The organism is Lactiplantibacillus garii, from assembly GCF_003885105.1.
Classification (GTDB): Bacteria; Bacillota; Bacilli; order Lactobacillales; family Lactobacillaceae; genus Lactiplantibacillus; species Lactiplantibacillus garii.
On sequence record NZ_QWZQ01000032.1, the window covers coordinates 1 to 17,022 of the forward strand.

Below are 17,022 nucleotides of genomic sequence, written 5' to 3' on the forward strand. Positions count from 1 at the left end.
CAACACAATCTATTAGTATCCTTAATTGCACAACTAATTTAAAAAACTAAAAATAGTGAACCATTTGAAGCTAACATTCACTTGCTAACTCCAGATGGTTCACTTTATTGTTTTTATTAATAATATTGAACCATGGTGTCAATCGGTCTATTTTGCCACCACCGTCGCAACTTCCTGGTCGTGATTAACTTGTCCACCTGTGGATAAGTTAAAGCCCTTAGTGTTATCCACAATTACCGTAATCATTTCCGCCGCGCCCGCCGTGGCTAAATCATCCTGGGCCATAAACGCGATCGGAGTTTCCGGGGTAACCGTATCGCCCTCATGAACGTAAGCGGCGGCGCCACTCCCCTGGTCAGTTCCTAATTGTAACTTTACCGTTAACTTGCCACTAGTCAATTCAATGACGTGTTGTTCCGGTGCCAGGGCACTAACCGTACCGCTCACCGGGCTATAAACGTGGTGGCGTTGTGGTACCACGGTAAAACCAGTTGTATCGTCCGTACTATTTAAAGCCGTTAAAGTGCCGTCAACCGGTGCGTATAATTTTACTTTTTTGCTAAATGAAAATAATCTCATAATAAAAGTCCTCCCGTTGATTTAATGGCATGCCGTACTTCTCTATACGGTTATCCTACTTTATCGAACGGGTTTTAGGTCAAGAACTTTCCACAGAAAATGTGCATTTGTGGATAATTTATCCTAGTCCGGGCATTTTACTTGTCTTTCTCCTAAACTTGCGCGTGTGTCTAAAAAGCCCCTAGTCACGTCTAAACACATGAAAACGGGCCCGAAAATTAAATTCCGGGCCCGTTTAGAGTAATGCTAACTATCTAGGGTTAGTTAGTTTATTCTGGCTGTACCGCCCCTAGTCACGATGGTAAAGGTAACCGTCGATCGCGTCATCAACGATTCATCATTCTAAGAGCAGTCGTTATTTAATTAAAACTACTTGTCGCCCAATAACTTTTCGGCGGCTTGCAAAACATTTTCACCGTTCATCATGCCGTAATCAGACATGTTGATGATGTCCATCGGAATCCCGACCTTATCGGTTTTCTTCTTGACGTCGTTAGCCATGTAGCGGACCTGGGGACCCAGCATTAAAACATCCGGGTGCGGATCCGATGCTAACTGGTGATCAATGTCGGCAGCCGAAGTGGCGAAGATCTTGTAATCCACCCCGTCCGCAGCGGCGGCCTTTTCCATTTTTGAAACGAGTAATGACGTTGACATTCCGGCTGAACAAGCCAGCATGATAATTTTTTGTGCCATAATCAAAGTTCCTCCCTTTCCGTTAAAACAAAGTCACTACATTTTTGCAGCTTCGGCGTTACCGGCCGCGGCTTCCGCAGCGGCCTTTTCGTCTTCTTGGTTCTTCAAGATTGCATCGTACTTCTTAGCAAATGGGAAGTAGATTGCCGTTGACATAACCAAGGTAAGTGCTTGCCAAATGGCCATCTTCCAGCCACCAATCAGGAACCCGGAAATAACGGCCGGCGTGGTCCACGGTGCGGCAAACCCGTTCAGTGGTGGCACGATCCCAAAGTAAATAACTAAGTAAGTTGACAAAGCAACCAGCACTGGTGTTAAGAAGAACGGAATGGCCAAGAATGGGTTCATAACAATTGGTAAACCAAACAAGAATGGTTCGTTGATGTTAAATAACGCTGGAACCAATTCAACTTTACCAATGGTCTTAAATTGAACGGACTTAGCGGCAAACAACGTAAAGATAACCAATCCTAAAGTAATCCCGGAACCAGTTAAGTTAATGAAGTTGTTGTAGAATTCGTTCGTAACAATGTGGGCACCCTGCGCAACGGTTAATTTGCCGGCTTTCATCAGAGTGGCGTTGTCAAAGGTGTTTGGAATTAATAACCCACTGGTAATGGCACCCATGATCAAACCACCATGGACCCCGAAGAACCAGAAGAATGGGACTAAGAACGCAATAACTAAGGCCCCACCGAGTGAATCGGATAATCCTTGCAATGGTGTTTGTAATACTTTGTAAATAAATTGAAGCACGTCGGTGTTACCAAATGCGCTAAATGCGGCATAGATTAACATCGAAACGATTAAGATAACCCCGGCAGGAATCATGGCCGTAAATTGATTAGCAACACTTGCGGGCACTTGTTCTGGTAAGGTGATCTTCCAGCCCTTCCGGATCATGGCGGAGTATGACCAACCAACTAAGATCCCTACTAAGATGGCGGCGATCATCCCTTGACCACCTAACCAGGTAATGTTAATAACCCCGGTAACCGGTGCTTGAACAAAGTCTTGTAACGCCTTGGGTAACTTATCAATGTTAGCTGAAACGGCGGAACCGGACATCACCACTTTACCAGCGGCGTTGGTGATCCCACTTCCGGCTTTGCCCATTGTGGCAACTAACGGGTTGGCAATGTTAAGCGTTTGCAAAAGTAAGAAAGTGGCCATGGAAGTCAAACCAGCTGGCAAGGCTTCGTAACCTTCATTACGGACGTAAACGTAGGCAATTCCGACGGCTGCCCAGAGGGATAGGACCCCGAACGTTACCGTGTAAGCCTGGTTAAAGAACGCTGCCCAACCGGAAGCCTTCATCGCTGCGGCAACGGCTGGAATCGGAATGTTCGATAAAATCAAGAAGACCGACCCAATAATGATAAACGGTAACGCGTAAACCATCCCGTCTTGTAACGCTTTAACTGGTTTCGTGTTAACGAACTTCATAATTGGTGGCAAAACTTTATTGTTAATGAAATTGCTAAGAGCATTACCGCTATTACTATTATCCATTACAATTCATCTCCATTTTTTGCTAAGACCCCTTGAAGCCAGTAGTACGACTTCTTAGGCACTCGCTTTAAATCTTTCAAGTCGTGGTTACTACGGTTAACGTAAACGACCCCGTACCGTTTTTCCATGTCCGCGTGGGAACTTGGAATATCGATCAATCCCCAGCCAAGGTAACCTAAGACCTTGGCACCGTCGATAAACATGGCGTCCTTCATGGCTTGAATATGTGTTTTGTGATACTTGATCCGTAAATCATCCTGGATCATATGCTGACCGTCCCAGTGTTCGCGAATACCGATGCCGTTTTCAATTGGAAAGACCGGTACTTGGTATTGATCATAGAGTTTGGTGATCAGGTTACGGAAACCAAGCGGATCGATGGTCCAATCCCACTCGTTGGTTTCAAGAAAGCGGTTAGTCTCAAACGAATAATTGAGATAACGGTTCGGAGCGGCATCGGCGGGCAACTTATCGCCGTTGATGACCGTGGAACGATAATAACTAAAGGCTAAAAAATCCGCTTTCATTTTTGCGAGAACTTCCGTATCCCCGGCTTGTAAATCATAATCAATCCCATTTTGTTGAACGTACCGTAAAACCTCCGGTGAGTAGTGGCCGGACACGTAGGCGTCGTTCAAGTTGTTATTTAAAAACTCATCCGACTTGCGGGCTGCCATGATATCAACCGGCTTAGCCGTTTCCGGATAAACGGGCGTGTACGCCAGCATCCCACCGATCTTGACGTCGGCGTAATGACTGTGCACGTAGGCGTCTAAGCGAGCGTGCGCGAGCATCGTGTGGTGAAAAATCCGGTACATATCCGCCAACGACCGCTCACCTTTGAGATACCCCGAAATATTGAACACTTCATCAGTAAAGTACAGGTTGTGCTCGTTGAAAACGATCCAATACTTCACGCGGTTTGCAAAGTGGTCGATCACTTTTTCCCCAAAACGGACAAACGCATCCACCGTGTGGCGTGACATAAACCCATTTTCACTCTCAGCAAGCGCTAACGGCATGTCGAAATGGTATAAACAAATCATCGGCTGAATCCCGCGGGCTAACATCCCGTCCACTAACCGGTCGTAAAAAGCCAGCCCGGCTTCGTTAACGGCCCCGTCACCGTCGGGAATCACCCGTGACCAGGAAACCTGGATTCGATACATGTTCATGTTCAAATCCTTCATTAAATCCAGGTCTTCGTCGTAACGGTGGTACTCGTCAATGGCATCGTGCCAGTCGGACGTGTTGGCCGTTGCCGGACGAACATCGTAAACCGACTTGCCTTTACCATCCACGTTCCAAGCACCTTCCGTTTGCATGCTTGAGACTGAATTACCCCAGAAAAAATCTTTGGGCATTTGGCGCTCCTTCTCCATATTAAACCTCCTAAGTTTCAGATTTGGAAAGCGTTTTCCTTCAAAGAGAATATTATCGCATTATCAATTCAAAATCAACACTTTTTGTTTAAAAATGTATACTTTTACGTTTATCGATTGAACAATTACTTTTTTCTACTATATAATATGCGGTTTGAAGGCATTTTAACGTTTAGACCAATTATCACGTGCTCTCCAAAACACGGCACGTTATTGACTAAATGCGTGCCCGTTCCGGCGGATATTAGAGTGCTGAAGTGCCGATTCGGACTTAATTTAGGCAATTGTGACCGCGGTGGCCCTACTTATTAATGGTTAATTGGGCCCAAAAATGACTTTATTATTAGAAAAAGTCGCTTTTTTTGCTAAAAAACGATAATTTTTACAATAAATCGCAACGCCTCACACCCCGTATTTTCCGTAACAAACTTCATTTAAGGGCAGCCTTAACCTAGTCACTTTCCCCGCTCACACGGGGATTGGTAGCGAATTTATCACTTTTTATGAAGATGTCAAAACCATTACAAAAATTACAACAGCCACCGTTTTCGTAACATTTGCCTTACGTTCTTAAAATTCGCGATACTTACAAGTAACACACCGGGGTTAGACTGGGTTCTGTTGTTAAGCGAGAGCGAAAGAGAAGCAACGTATATAAAATTTGATACTAATCGATGTTCACAAATTATAGGAGTGTATACCTTGAAAAAAATTGTCAGTACTATTTTAACCACCTCAGCAGCCGCCGTTAGTTTATTGTTTGCCGGCGTTTTAACCGCCAACGCCGACTCAACTTACACCGTTAAAGCTGGCGACTCAGTTTGGGCCATCTCCCAAAAGTTCAACACAACCATTAACAAGATCGAATCAACGAATAACATTAAGGGCCACTTCATCTTACCTGGCCAAAAGATCACCATTGGTTCTAAGACGACCACTAACAACGCGTCAACGACTGCAACTGCGACTAAAGCGGCAACCACCACTAGCAAGGCTGCTACGACTAACACGTCATCAACGACGAGCTCAGCAACAACTTCTAGCTACAATGGTAGTAACTTAAAGAGCTACGTCTTGAGCCAAATGGAATCCCGGACCGGTGTTTCCGCTTCAACTTGGAACACTATCATCACCCGCGAATCTAACTGGCAACCAAACGTTGTGAACAGCACGAGTGGTGCGTACGGTTTATTCCAAAACATGCACATCTCTAGCGGTTCCGTTGAAGAACAAGTTAACGCCGCCGTTGCTTTATACCAAGCACAAGGGATGGCTGCTTGGGCACTTTAAGCCTAGCGTTCATTTGAATATTTCAAAGTCCAGCGACTACGGTCACTGGACTTTTTTTGTTGGTAAAGCCCCGCAAACAAGGCGTTAGCAGTGGACCTCCAACTAGCATTGTCGCTATCTAATTAATTAACTGAATAAGTAAATATTAATATCCTTGTCATATTCTTAACACGTTTGCACCCTGATAATCGTTAATTTTTCCCGTTACACGGGGGTTCCAGCGTTAATCCCCCTCTTAAACTAAGTGACGAACGTTACAACTCGATCCTTTTTCTGTCACGTCCTGCCATCTAAGCTTAAAATCCGTGAAATTCGCACGTAACGTGGGTGCGCTATACTATGTTCATTGTTAAGTAACCCGCAACTTTCACAGAATATAGGAGTGTATAATTTGAAAAAACTTTTAACGACCGCCTTAACGACTTCCGTTGCTGCCGCAGCATTACTGTTCGCCGGGGCAACCTCCGCCGACGCCGCAACAACTTACACCGTTAAATCAGGTGACTCGGTATGGGCCATTTCACAAAAATTTAACACCACCATGAGTGCTGTGGAAACTGCCAATAACATTAGTAATCACACCATCCATCCCGGTGAAACCTTGACGATTGGCGGTAGCAATGCAACGAGTACTACCAGTTCAAAGAAGACGACCACTACCTCAACTAGTTCTTCATCGTCGTCAACGTACACTGGTAGCAACTTAAAGAGCTACGTCTTGAGCCAAATGGAATCCCGGACCGGTGTTTCCGCTTCAACTTGGAACACCATTATCACCCGCGAATCTAACTGGCAGCCAAACGTCGTGAACAGTTCAAGTGGTGCGTATGGTTTATTCCAAAACATGCACATCTCTAGCGGTTCCGTTGAAGCACAAGTTGACGCCGCCGTGGCCCTCTACAACGCGCAGGGGATGGCTGCCTGGGCCCTCTAAAATTCAAAATATAGATTAAATCTAAAAAGAAGTCGTCAGCTCATTGACGACTTCTTTTTAGGCTTAATTGCCTTTTATTGGTAATGGTGTTATGATTTCACTAACAAAAAGTAAGTGAAATTGGAGGCCTTTATTATGACAACTTTACCATTAACGTTTACGGAGGAAATTATTAACAAGTTACAACCCCATTTGACCGCAGATAAGCGACTGTTGTTAACCTTTGAAGACGGTGTTGGCACCTACTCACAACACGCGGCCTACCACATGCAGACCCAATTTACCGTGAACGTCGTTGCTAGATCAGCCCCCGTCGACGGCTACGACGTGACCCTTGACTCAAACTTGGGACCGGTATTGATCAAAGGCTACTCCCAAACCGAATTACAACGTCAGATGACCCTCAAATTAAACGTTCACCAAAGCACCTGGCAACTGACTGGTGAAACCGGCATGATCGATGATAACGTTGGTTTCATCGACTTTACCGATCCAAACGGTGTTAAAAATAACCCCGCACGTTAAAACTAACTATCCCGAATTAGAACGCATTGCACGTTTTAATTGGGGATAGTTTTTTTGTATGACCCGTAATATTGCATTGGTTAACGTTCCTTGGTTAATAACCGGTTTAATTGCTGGTACTGCCGCAACATCCACTGTGGATAAGTCGTATTCGCCGGCATCGTTTCTGTTATTTTTAGGACCGGAACGTTATTTTGCTTGGCTAGTTTTGACATGTTATCCACAAACAGGCCCGCTGCCGATGTTTCAGCGCACTTTGCAAGTATTTAATTCAGAGAAGTAACGACTCGGTACATGCTCAACTTTTGGACACCTGCTAGCATTTTAAATGACCAAATATACTGGACAAGCTAAGTGAACTCCTCCATAATCAATCTTTGAATGCGATTACTAAGCCTACTCTAAGTATCTGCAAGCTTAGCCGAAATACACAGTTATCAGAACTCAATCCAGTTCATTAAGGAGAGAACCATGCAAATTAAAACGATCCAACCGGCCGATTTTGAAGCCGTTGACCAACTGATTAAAGCCGCTTTTACCGAAACGGAACACGGTTACGACGGTGAAGTTGAACTTGTTCACGCCATTCGTCAGGACCCGGCCTACCAGTCTTACCTAGAAGTCGTGGCCTTTGACGGTCTGATGCGCCCCGTTGGCATGGGCCTGCTTAGTCCCATTACAATTAGTGACGGGACAACTACCACGACCGGTTTAGCCCTGGCTCCCTTGGCCGTTGCCCCGGCTCACCAAAAAGAAGGCGTCGGCCGGCGGATCTTGCAAAAACTAGAACAACGGGCCCGCATTTCCGGGGCTACCTACATTAGCATCCTCGGTTGGCCGGACTACTACACAAAGTTTGGTTACCGTCCGGCAGATCAGTTTGATATTCAGGCCCCATTTGACGTACCGAGTGACGCGTACATGATCAAGTCACTGGCCCCCAACGGTCTCGATGGCATTCACGGTACGGTCAGTTATTCTCAGGCGTTCAACCTCTAGGTGTCTGGTGGGATGAAAAAACGTTATTGGTGGGGACTGTTGGTGTTGGGCTTACTAATAATTGGCGGCGTTGTTGGCGTGATGAACCACCGCACCAACACGGCCTCCGCGCCAGCTACCACACCCAAAGCTGCTAAAAAAGCTACGACTAAACCGCTGCAACCAATTACCAAAAAGACTTGGCAACAACACCCCAAGTTGCGATACGCTAGCATTATTTACTACGCGGTCAAACACCTTAAAATTCAGCGCTGGCAGGAAGTCTCCGATTTTAACCGCGGTTGGCAAGTTGAGATTTACCCGAACCACGGTCAACCGAAGTACCTCGTTTGGCCGGACAAGAATATTAAGGACGAGGCCAAGCAGTTGCAGCCAAACTGGTTTACAATCAGTTCAGCCGGTACCGTAACTTACGATAGTTTCGGCGTACACACCTTTGCTAAGGATCAGACCGCAAAGATTAGTGAAGCCCGCATTTTAGAGCAAACTCAAGCCGACCACGCAACGAAAAAAATCTACGCCATGCTGGATAACCTCATCATTGTCAAACACCATTAAACAAGTTAGTTTACTAGCGCCCCAATGTTCGTCCGTGTTACCATTTAAGATGTAACAAGTGAACATTTTATAGGAGGACTGATTTTTAATTTATGCGTGTTGACAATAAAGTCGATGATAAGGATAAAATTGAGGTTTCTACTAAACGAATTAAATACCTTAAACTAATGAGCAAGTTTGCCGTGTTGACGTGTACGTTAATGTACATTTCTTACATTCCACAAATTATTTCTAATTTGTCCGGCAACCCGGTTTCACCGCTCCAACCAGCGGTCGCCATGGTCAACGCCACTCTATGGGTGGGCTACGGTTGGTGCAAAACCTACAAAGACTGGCCAGTGATCATATCAAACTTTCCTGGCATCATTTTTGGACTTGTGACCTTAGTTACGGTTTACATTCATTAATTCGATAACTAAACAAACGCATCCCTTCCAGATTGACGTCTGGGAGGGATTTTTAATTGGCAAAAACGTCCAAAATACCCCGGGTTAAACGAAATCAAAAATAATTAAATTCATAAAAGGCCGTTTTTGCTAACAAATCGATGTCAACAAACAGATTAACTCATCATCGGCGTAGCACCAATTCATTAAATTCAAATGAAACGGAAGTGTGTCATAAAAGCAACATATTACAGGTAAAAATACACCACCATGTGACGTGGCACTAATGAACCATAACGCCTATACTATCAGCTATACAAAGGGGCTGAAAATATGCAAATTAGTTTCGAAATCGCAACTCACGCCGAATTACCGGCCATCGTTCATATTTATAATGAAATCATTCCAAGTCGGCTCGCCACCGCGGACTTGGAACCCGTCAGCGTTGCTTCACGAGAGGACTGGTTTACCAGTTTTGATCCAACTAGTCGACCACTGTGGGTCATAAAAACTAGTGACGGAAAAATCGCTGGTTGGGTCAGTTTAGAATCCTTTTATGGACGACCGGCGTATGGTTAAACTGCTGAGATCAGCATCTATATTGACAAAGACTTTCGCCACCATGGTCTCGGTCAGCAATCACTAGACTTTGTTTTTAAGCAACTAACCGCGTTAAAACTGGATACCATCGTTGCTTTTATCTTCAGCCACAACATCCCTAGTCAGGGACTTTTTAAAAAGAACGGTTTTGAACGTTGGGGCCACCTACCTAACGTTGCTAAAATGGATGGTCAGCGACGGAGCCTGGATATTTTAGGACGCCACTTTAACTAAATTTTCTAAGAAATCGTTTTCCGCTTATTGGGAAACGATTTTTTATACAATTGACAATTAACTATGGGGTGCTAGGCTGGAAAGAGTACGTTTTAAAAAATCTAATTAAGGAAGTGCGTACCATTGACCAATCCACGCATTGCCCGGTCACTCATCGTGATGGTGTTTGGGACCTTTTTCGGGATTCTCTGCTCAACACTAATGAACACCGGCTTACCACAATTAATGACCGTTTTTCACGTGACCGAAGCACAGGTCCAGTGGGTCACGAACGGCTACATGCTCGTTAACGCACTCATGATTCCGGTCAGTGCATTTTTAATTCGGCGGTTTTCATTCCGACACCTATTCATCATCGCTACCGCTATTTTTCTAGTTGGGACCCTCCTCGGTGCGACCGGAACACGCTTCATCGTGGTCATCATTGCCCGCATGGTTCAAGCCGTGGGTGCCGGTATGATGATGCCCCTTGTGAACGTCCTGGCAATTCGTTACGCCCAACCCGAGAAAAAAGGTGCAATTATGGGAATTATTGGTTTAGCCTTTAACTTTTCCCCCATTATTGGACCGACCGTTTCGGGGGTTATCTTAGACTACTTATCGTGGCGTTATTTATTCATTGTCATTATTCCGTTTATTGTTTTAACCCTAATTGCTTCAATCGCCATTTTGCCCAACATTGCCCACAACGAACTGCCCCGTTTTGACGGTCGGGGCTTCATCCTGATCAGTATCGGACTTTGGTCATTATTAATGGGGCTTTCCAGTATCTCAACGGCCGACCTGCTTTCCTGGAACGTGGCCGGGCTGATCCTGCTCGGCCTGATTTTTACGGGACTGTTCTACCGTTCACAGCGTCATCGTGAACAATCCTTGATCAACCTACACGTGTTTAACCACCGCCAATTCGTGGTCGCTACCACCATTAACACCCTGATTACCGCGACCATGTACGGTAACGCCATTTTATTACCGTTACTGATTCAAACAATTCAACACCGTAGTGCCTTAGTTTCCGGACTGGTCATCTTGCCCGGCGCTATTTTAACGGGAACCCTTTCCCGACTCAGTGGTCGTTTATACGACCGTTTAGACGTTCGTATTCTGGTCTTTTGTGGGCTGGCCATCGACTGTACTGGGACCATCTTACAAGCCTTAATTGGTACTAATAGTACGCCCGTCGTACTCGCCATTTTTCAAACCGTTCGGCAGCTCGGCTTAGTCACCATGTTAATTCCGCTTCAGACCCACGCGCTGGGTTTGCTCCCTTACAGCATGGTCCCGGACGGCGTTGCCACCTTCAACACCATTCGGCAAGTTGCCGCGTCGTTTGGGACGGCCCTCATTGTCGCGGTCGTTGCTAACGTTAATCAACACTGGTCGGGTGCCGGCTACCTCGGCATTGAAGCCGGGTTTATCGTTTGTTTAATTTTATTACTAATTTCATTAATCGTGGCCCGGCACCTGTCCCGCCAAAAGAGTTTAACCGTGACCACCCAGGGTTAAAGTAGCGGTTTTAGGAAAAACATCCTAAAACCGCTACTTTTTTAATTTAAACTGATCCAATTTACCGTAGTTAGTAGTGTAGGGCACCCCGTTCCTACCAAAATTGAAAGTTGAGGACTCCGTTTGATTACTAACTGGTTTGATGACGACCCCCTGTTTACCCGCTACTACCCGGATAACCCCACTTACCGAAGCTACTTTGAAAACGAATGGGGCATTCCATCCCATAACGACCGCCAACTCTTTGAAATGCTGAGTTTGAGCGGCTTTGCGGCCGGGCTGAACTGGCAAGTGGTGCTTAATAAACGCCACTCTTTTTATCAGGCCTTCGCCCACTGGCAAATTGATCAGATTGCGCAAATGACACCGACGACCGTGCAGGAACTGCTCCACAACCCCGCCATCATTCGTAATCCCCGCAAAATCAACGCCGTGGTCCATAACGCTAACGTCGTTCAACGGTTGATTCACGACTACGGATCGTTTGACCAGTATTTATGGCAACAAGTTGATTCCCGCCAGCTCATCCTCGAGGTCGCGCACTTTCATGATTTACCCCGGCGAACCCTCTCCGGTGACCGAATGTCTAAGTGTTTACGGGCCGCCGGGTTTAAGTTTGCCGGGCCCATCACCGTCCACGCTTGGATGGTCACCACCGGCTTCATCACGGCTCGTTTGGATCAAAAAGGCATTCTACCGCAAAAAAAGCGCCCGCCAGCTTTACGCTGACGAACACTTTCATTAATGACTTTTAAAAATTAACGCCGTTCCTTTTTTACTAATCCCGCCAAGCCGAGCAAACCAGCCAAAGCGGTCAACCCTAAGCTAACTGCCAAGGATGATGTCCGTTCATCCGTTTGTGGTAAGCTCATGGCCCGTTGCCGAGCCGTCGCTGGTTGGGCTTGCGATTTAGTACCAGACTTAGTGATTACAGCGGCTTGGGCCGCCTTAACGGAAACTGCCCGCTGTGCTTGGGAGCTAACTTGACTAACGTTTTGTGGTTGGGCACTACCACTTGACATAATTTCTCGCCGGCTAACTTGTAAGCCTTGTAAGTTAGCTTGATGACTAACCATCATTGGTTGATTACTCGTGACCGGGCAAGCTTGTGAAGTCGTTACTAGATTTCCAGCAGTCTGACTGGCAACCGAACTCGGTTGCGACGCCGTTGATGAATCACTTGTGGCTTGACTAGCTACCGAACCTGGTTGTGATGCCGTTGATTGGTCACTCGTGGCTTGACTGGCAACCGAACTTGGCTGTGATGCCGTTGATTGGTCACTCGTGGCTTGGCTAGCTACCGAACTTGGCTGTGATGCCGTTGATGAATCGCTCGTTGCCTGACTACCTTGACTGGCGGCCGATTTAGCGCTAAGTTGAATCGTCATAGGTTTAGTCGCATCCATAGCTAAGGTTAACTGGGCGCTCACCCCAGCCGCTAATTGATAACCTGCCGGTATATCAGTCGTAACGTCTTTATTTTCACCCGTAGTACCACTAAACGTCACAGTCTTAATAATTTGGTTTTGCGCATCAACAAAGTTAACCGTGTACGTCTTCTGGAGTCGATCAACGTTAACCGTCATAGGCGTCTGCGCATCCTGAGCTAAAGTCAATTGCCCCGTAACCCCGGTCGCTAGCTGATAGTCCGTTGGTACGTCCTTAGCAACGGATAACCGCTCACCAGTTTTGCCACTAAAGGTTACCGTTTTAACAGTTTGGTTTTGCGCGTTAACAAAGTTAACCGTATAGGTCTTTGAAACCCGTTCAACCTTAATCACCTTAGCAGTTTCCGGGTCATTCAACGTGACGCTGGCACTGTACCCGGTTGCTAATTGATAATCAGCCGGAATGTTCTTCGTTAAGTCCACGGTTTCACCATTCGTTCCGTCCAGTGTTAACGTGCTGAGATTGGTCCCATCCACGTCGTTAATTTGAATCGTGTACGAATGTTGCGTTTTTTCAACTGGTACGTTAAAGGCTTGAACCGAAGCTTCGGTCAAGGTAACATCCGCACTCGTTGGGTCAACCAAACTGTAATCAGCTGGTTTATCCGTACTCAAATCTAACTGTTCAGCTAACGAACCAGTCGCCGTCACCGTCTTCAAAACCGTCCCATCAGCGTTCACGTAGTTAATGGTGTACTGTTTAGCCGTCTTAACCACGTTTAACGTAATCGGGGTACTTGGATCATTAGAAAGCGTAACCGAACCGTTTTCGCCCTGAACAAAATCATAACCAGTGGGTTTGAACTTCGTTACGTCCACCGTACCATCAGCCATTTGGTCGGTTAGTGTTGTGGTTGCTAACACGGTATTCGGGTCGGCCGGGTCAACAAAGTTAACGACGTAATCACCGTTAACCGTGATGGTGGCTGTATTGGAAACCACGTACGGTTCACCTTTTCCATTATAGTTATCAGCGACCTGATACGAATAAGTTACGGTAAACGTACCCGTTTTAACGACCTTTCCATTTTCAACAATTCCCGCTGGATCATTCAAAGTAACCGTTACATCGTTTGCCACATCAGTAGCACTTGATAACTGATCATCATTGCTCTTAACGGAAGCTAAACCGGATAAAGGTTGCCAATCATCGCCAACCTTTAACGATTGATCCTGGGTCGAAACAACCTTACGTAACGTAATGTAGATAGCGGGTGCAAGCTGTGTCCCATCGCCCTCCCCGTTACCGATAACCTGAACACCGGCACTATCCTCATAACTTTGATAAGAATACACAGTTTGAGGGGTTCCAGAACTATCCGTATTTAACAGCAACGTGTATCCGTGTGATTTAACAAGGTCTGCAAAGTCAATGTTCGCCAAATTAACCACCGTAATACCACCAGAATAAGTGTGTTTACTAGACTTTGCACCGTTAGTATTAAAGAAATTATAATAGGTAACGTCACCATCCTTAACACTTGGCATTAAGGCCTGAATGTCAGCTGGCGCTTGTTGGTATTCAAGCCCCAACTTAATCACCGTAACCGCTTCGTACTGTCCCGTCATATTAACATCTTCAGATTTTGCTAACCGAAACGGCAACCTCCGCCACCGATTAATAACTCCTGGCTCACTAGTCGCCCCAATGTAATCCACACCGGATAACTTATAATAATCTGCTTTCAAAACTTTCAGTGGCAGCGTGAACGTGTGGGCACTATTGGCCGCAATCGTTCCACCAACTTGAAAAGCTTTAATATTCTGCAGGTTCGCATTCATGGCTTGTAATGCTTGCCATGAGTAAAAATTATAACCATCTAGTGAATACGTTACCGTCAAGCCCTCGGGTAAGTTATCCTCAAAAGCCTTTTCGCTAGTCCCGTCGGCTAACGTAAGCTGGGTATAGTTGCTGTTAGAATCATTATTCCGCGGCAAATAAAAACGTGCTAAATCATCATCCTGAATAGCAGCCGACGTTGTATTGCTAAGGCGAAAAACCGCTGCAATGCTGGTCGCATTAGCATCAATAATTGCACCGCCATTTGTATAATTAGTTGTTTGTGAAAGTGAAGTTCCCTGTTTGTTAGTTGCAGATAGCTGACCGGTTGCAATGATGGCATCAGTCACCGTATCAGCTACCCCGTTGGGATCGTTAGTAATTGCTGGAATGGGGCTATCCGCATTAGCTAAGGCGTTAGAATTCACAACTTGCACCGTAATTGGTGCGGCGGTGCTGCCCGTTAACGTTAAGTTTCCATCTACACCGTCATCCAGAACGTAGCCGGCTGGTAAAGCTTTGGTTACGTCACTCTGATCACCATTAATGCCAGTAGCGGTCGTGGTACCAACTACTTTACCAAACTGATCAATAAAATTAACTGTATAAGTTTGTTCATCTAACACGACGTTTACAACAATCGGTGTCCCACTGCCGGTCACCGTTATGTCACCACTGACGCCACTGGCTAACCGGTAATTTGCAGGAACATGTGAACTTATATTTTGAACGTTTCCATCCCTGGTTGATACACCCGTAGTGCCCACAACGGTCCCTTTAGAATCAACAAAGTTAACCGTTTGAGCACCGGAAACTGTCACCGTTGCCATCGCCGTCACGTCTTGCCAAAGAACATTTGCAGCGTACGTCACCGTAAACGTTCCATTTTTTACAGCCGTCCCGTTTTTAATAATACCGTTCGGGTCGTTGACCGTTACCGTAATTTTATTAGTATCCATATTTTTGCCATTATAATCCTTGGCAGTAACAAGGTTATCAAGACTGTTCCAAGAATCCCCACCTAGGAGGTTCAAATTCTTAGTTGTGAAAACCTCCTGTAATACGACGTAAACGTACGGTGCATAATTAGTAGCAGTCTCATCCGTACCGGTAACTGTTGGAGTTAAGTTTCCCCCCAGCTCATACGTTTGAGTTGTTGTGTACGGTGTTACAATGTAACCATTTTGACGCGCAATGTTCGAAAGCCCAGTGCTGTCCAAATTAATTTGGATATAGTTACCAGCATACAGATTAGTGTAACTACTTGCCTGTTTGTTATTGTTCAAAACCGTATATTTAATTGACGATAAATCTGGCATCTGACTTTGGACAGCCGCTGAAGCTTGAGCATACACGGCCGGTGTACTTGAATTACCAGCACTTACTAACGTCACCGCTCGTAATTGACCATCCACCTTTACCGGTTCAACAGTTTGATATTGAAGGGATGTATCGCTTACGTTAGAGCCCATTCCCAAAATGCTCACCGTTGTATTGTTATTACCCGTAACCGTATTGGCGGCTACTAGCGGTACTGAAACGGTAAATTCTGCGTTAGCAGCTAAATTACCATCCGTCCGAAAGCCAATAATATCGGACATTTTAATGTTCTTACTCTTAATTTCATCCCACGTGTAAAAGTTCCAGCCATCTGCAGTATATTTCACAACGAAATTCGTCGGAACATTCTTAGTAAACGTATCTTCACTCACATCATCACTCAACAACCACTGTGCGTCATTTCTATTAGCATTTTTAGGTAATGTAAATTCAGGATTAACGGCCTGGCTGGTATCCGTTGTATTTTTCAACGTATAATTAACGGTTAAGTTGGTCGCATTTTGATCAACTAAGTCAGTAACCGATCCACTCGATTTTACGTAAGTCGACGGATTCGACGTTACCGTTCCCTGTGCGTTGGTTGCCGTAATGGTAACTTGACTGTTAACCGGATGATTGTCAGTAGCCGTTGGCGCCTTGGCATCCGCGTCATTAACCACGGCTGGCATAGTTGGTGACGCTTGAGTCGTGACTGCATTATCCGTTAAGCTGGCACCTTCAGCAACAAACGTCCGGGTAGAACGCATTAAACTTTGTTTGGTTTCCGTACCCGTACTTTTCCCCGCCGTATCACCTGCATCCGTTTCATTGCTGGTAGTGTCATCGTTGGTACTCAGATTGCTACTAGTATCAACGTGGTTGTCCTGATTACTACTATCATTCTGAGTAGTTACTGTTCCACCAGTCTTAGTTGATATACTTGACGAACTAGCATTCTCGTTTTCAGACTTCTTATCCGTTTCCGAGCTAGCCGTAACCGAACTATTGGTTTCCTCAGTATTATTTGAACCCGAAGTTTGAGTCGTTTGCGTCCCTGATTTAAGCGGAACCACGTTGCTCGAACTACTAGAACTCGTCGTTTGACTCGAATCCGCTGATGACTGCCCTTCACTTACCGTGTCCGCTTTAACGCCGGGAGCCTGACTTAACCCCACACTTAGAGTAGCCACACCAATTGCAGCAACCAGCCATTTTTTACCTGATTTATAAAGTTTAAAGTGCACTTTCTCATTCATCATAACGTCGTCCCCCA

At 45.6% G+C, this 17,022-nt stretch carries 13 protein-coding genes and 2 pseudogenes; 9 read left to right on the forward strand and 6 right to left on the reverse strand.

Going from position 1 to position 17,022, the window contains the following annotated elements; all coding sequences use genetic code 11:
* Positions 1 to 147: 147 nt before the first annotated feature.
* The 4 genes from D1831_RS09535 to D1831_RS09550 all read right to left on the reverse strand — a co-directional run bounded on the left by D1831_RS09535 (position 148) and on the right by D1831_RS09550 (position 4,169).
* Positions 148 to 579, reverse strand: a complete 432-nt coding sequence (locus D1831_RS09535; protein ID WP_125072713.1) for a PTS glucose transporter subunit IIA — start codon at positions 577 to 579, stop codon at positions 148 to 150.
* 369 nt (positions 580 to 948) lie between these two features.
* Positions 949 to 1,275 (reverse strand): PTS sugar transporter subunit IIB, encoded by a 327-nt coding sequence (locus tag D1831_RS09540; protein WP_125072714.1) that lies wholly within the window; start codon positions 1,273 to 1,275, stop codon positions 949 to 951.
* Between the two features lie 36 nt (positions 1,276 to 1,311).
* The gene (locus tag D1831_RS09545; RefSeq protein WP_125072715.1) at positions 1,312 to 2,787 is read right to left on the reverse strand and encodes a PTS sugar transporter subunit IIC; all 1,476 of its coding nucleotides are present in this window, start codon (positions 2,785 to 2,787) and stop codon (positions 1,312 to 1,314) included.
* Positions 2,787 to 4,169, reverse strand: coding sequence for a glycoside hydrolase family 1 protein (locus D1831_RS09550; RefSeq protein ID WP_125072716.1), 1,383 nt, complete (start codon positions 4,167 to 4,169; stop codon positions 2,787 to 2,789). Before D1831_RS09550 ends, D1831_RS09545 begins: the two co-directional genes overlap by 1 nt.
* A gap of 702 nt (positions 4,170 to 4,871) precedes the next feature.
* Between D1831_RS09550 and D1831_RS09555 the strand changes: the two genes are divergently transcribed.
* The 3 genes from D1831_RS09555 to D1831_RS09565 all read left to right on the forward strand — a co-directional run bounded on the left by D1831_RS09555 (position 4,872) and on the right by D1831_RS09565 (position 6,918).
* Positions 4,872 to 5,459: a LysM peptidoglycan-binding domain-containing protein gene (locus D1831_RS09555; RefSeq protein WP_125072717.1), complete on the forward strand. Its 588-nt coding sequence runs from the start codon at positions 4,872 to 4,874 to the stop codon at positions 5,457 to 5,459.
* A 391-nt stretch (positions 5,460 to 5,850) separates the two neighbouring features.
* The gene (locus tag D1831_RS09560; protein ID WP_125072718.1) at positions 5,851 to 6,393 is read left to right on the forward strand and encodes a LysM peptidoglycan-binding domain-containing protein; all 543 of its coding nucleotides are present in this window, start codon (positions 5,851 to 5,853) and stop codon (positions 6,391 to 6,393) included.
* Between the two features lie 135 nt (positions 6,394 to 6,528).
* On the forward strand, positions 6,529 to 6,918 hold the full coding sequence (locus D1831_RS09565) for an iron-sulfur cluster biosynthesis family protein (RefSeq protein ID WP_125072719.1): 390 nt from the start codon (positions 6,529 to 6,531) through the stop codon (positions 6,916 to 6,918).
* Positions 6,919 to 6,998: 80 nt separating this feature from the next.
* Here the strand turns inward: D1831_RS09565 and D1831_RS09570 are convergent.
* Positions 6,999 to 7,142 (reverse strand): annotated as a pseudogene (locus D1831_RS09570) (metal ABC transporter substrate-binding protein); the annotation flags it as partial.
* A 247-nt stretch (positions 7,143 to 7,389) separates the two neighbouring features.
* Here D1831_RS09570 and D1831_RS09575 point away from each other — a divergent pair.
* From D1831_RS09575 to D1831_RS09600, 6 genes and pseudogenes are all read left to right on the forward strand, one after another.
* Positions 7,390 to 7,917, forward strand: a complete 528-nt coding sequence (locus D1831_RS09575; protein ID WP_125072720.1) for a GNAT family N-acetyltransferase — start codon at positions 7,390 to 7,392, stop codon at positions 7,915 to 7,917.
* A gap of 12 nt (positions 7,918 to 7,929) precedes the next feature.
* Positions 7,930 to 8,475 carry a hypothetical protein gene (locus D1831_RS09580; RefSeq protein WP_125072721.1) on the forward strand — a complete coding sequence of 182 codons (546 nt, stop codon included), beginning with the start codon at positions 7,930 to 7,932 and terminating at the stop codon, positions 8,473 to 8,475.
* A 92-nt stretch (positions 8,476 to 8,567) separates the two neighbouring features.
* The gene (locus tag D1831_RS09585; protein WP_125072722.1) at positions 8,568 to 8,882 is read left to right on the forward strand and encodes a hypothetical protein; all 315 of its coding nucleotides are present in this window, start codon (positions 8,568 to 8,570) and stop codon (positions 8,880 to 8,882) included.
* 312 nt (positions 8,883 to 9,194) lie between these two features.
* Positions 9,195 to 9,695, forward strand: a pseudogene (locus D1831_RS09590) (N-acetyltransferase family protein).
* 123 nt (positions 9,696 to 9,818) lie between these two features.
* On the forward strand, positions 9,819 to 11,201 hold the full coding sequence (locus D1831_RS09595; RefSeq protein WP_125072723.1) for a DHA2 family efflux MFS transporter permease subunit: 1,383 nt from the start codon (positions 9,819 to 9,821) through the stop codon (positions 11,199 to 11,201).
* A 123-nt stretch (positions 11,202 to 11,324) separates the two neighbouring features.
* Positions 11,325 to 11,930: a DNA-3-methyladenine glycosylase I gene (locus D1831_RS09600; RefSeq protein ID WP_125072724.1), complete on the forward strand. Its 606-nt coding sequence runs from the start codon at positions 11,325 to 11,327 to the stop codon at positions 11,928 to 11,930.
* A gap of 29 nt (positions 11,931 to 11,959) precedes the next feature.
* On the opposite strand, the gene D1831_RS09605 is transcribed toward D1831_RS09600, so the two are convergent.
* Positions 11,960 to 17,008: a KxYKxGKxW signal peptide domain-containing protein gene (locus tag D1831_RS09605; protein ID WP_125072725.1), complete on the reverse strand. Its 5,049-nt coding sequence runs from the start codon at positions 17,006 to 17,008 to the stop codon at positions 11,960 to 11,962.
* Positions 17,009 to 17,022 lie beyond the last annotated feature (14 nt).